The organism is Bartonella sp. AA81SXKL, assembly GCF_042196945.1.
Taxonomy (GTDB): Bacteria; Pseudomonadota; Alphaproteobacteria; order Rhizobiales; family Rhizobiaceae; genus Bartonella.
Genome location: NZ_JBHIRH010000217.1, coordinates 1 through 741 on the forward strand (window position 1 = coordinate 1; position 741 = coordinate 741).

The 741-nt window shown below is 33.7% G+C and carries 1 protein-coding gene; it reads right to left on the reverse strand.

The window, feature by feature from the left end:
* Nucleotides 1-205: 205 nt before the first annotated feature.
* On the reverse strand, nt 206-741 hold a 536-nt coding region (locus tag ACFINZ_RS10695; RefSeq protein ID WP_375701507.1), incomplete at its 5' end, for a LexA family protein.

Genomic DNA, 741 nt, shown 5'->3' on the forward strand with positions numbered 1-741 from the left:
TTATAACAATCGAATTTTATGCTACTTTTATTTCATTAAAAACAAAAATGCTCTTGATTTTTTTACATACGCAACATCGTTTATTATAAGCTTATTTGATTTTCTACAAAATTTTATGGATCTGCGTAGCAGATAACATGCTAAAAAAATACTTAAACCCTCTATTCATTGAATAGAGGGTTTTTTTCAGTAACTTTTTTGTTTTTTAATATTTGCGAATAAGTCCGATAAGCTTACCTTGTATCTGCACACGCTCTGGTCTGTATATACGTGTTTCATAGTGAGGATTTGCAGCTTCCAATGTAATAGAGTTTCCTTTGCGTCGATAACGTTTAAAGGTTACTTCTTCTTTATCGATAAGTGCAATAATAATTTCGCCTGATGTTGCAGTATTTTGACGTCTACCAATCATAATATCTTTATCAAGAATTCCCGCCGCAATCCTAGAATCATCTTTGACCTCGAGGGCATAATGTTCACCCCAGCTAATCATATCTTGTGGCAAACAAAGCGTATTTATTTGTTGCTGTATAGCGGAAATAGGTACAGCAGCAGCAATGCGGCCCATAATGGGAATAATAATGTTTTTTTTTTCTTCCAAATCAAAATTGTCAGAGTTTTTTGATATTTTTCTTTTATTATTCTCTATTACACTAGGGGAAATTTTACGTGCTGAAGAAAGGTTAAATGTTATTTTTTCGGGAAGTCGGATAACTTCCACTGCACGGGCGCGATTTGGCA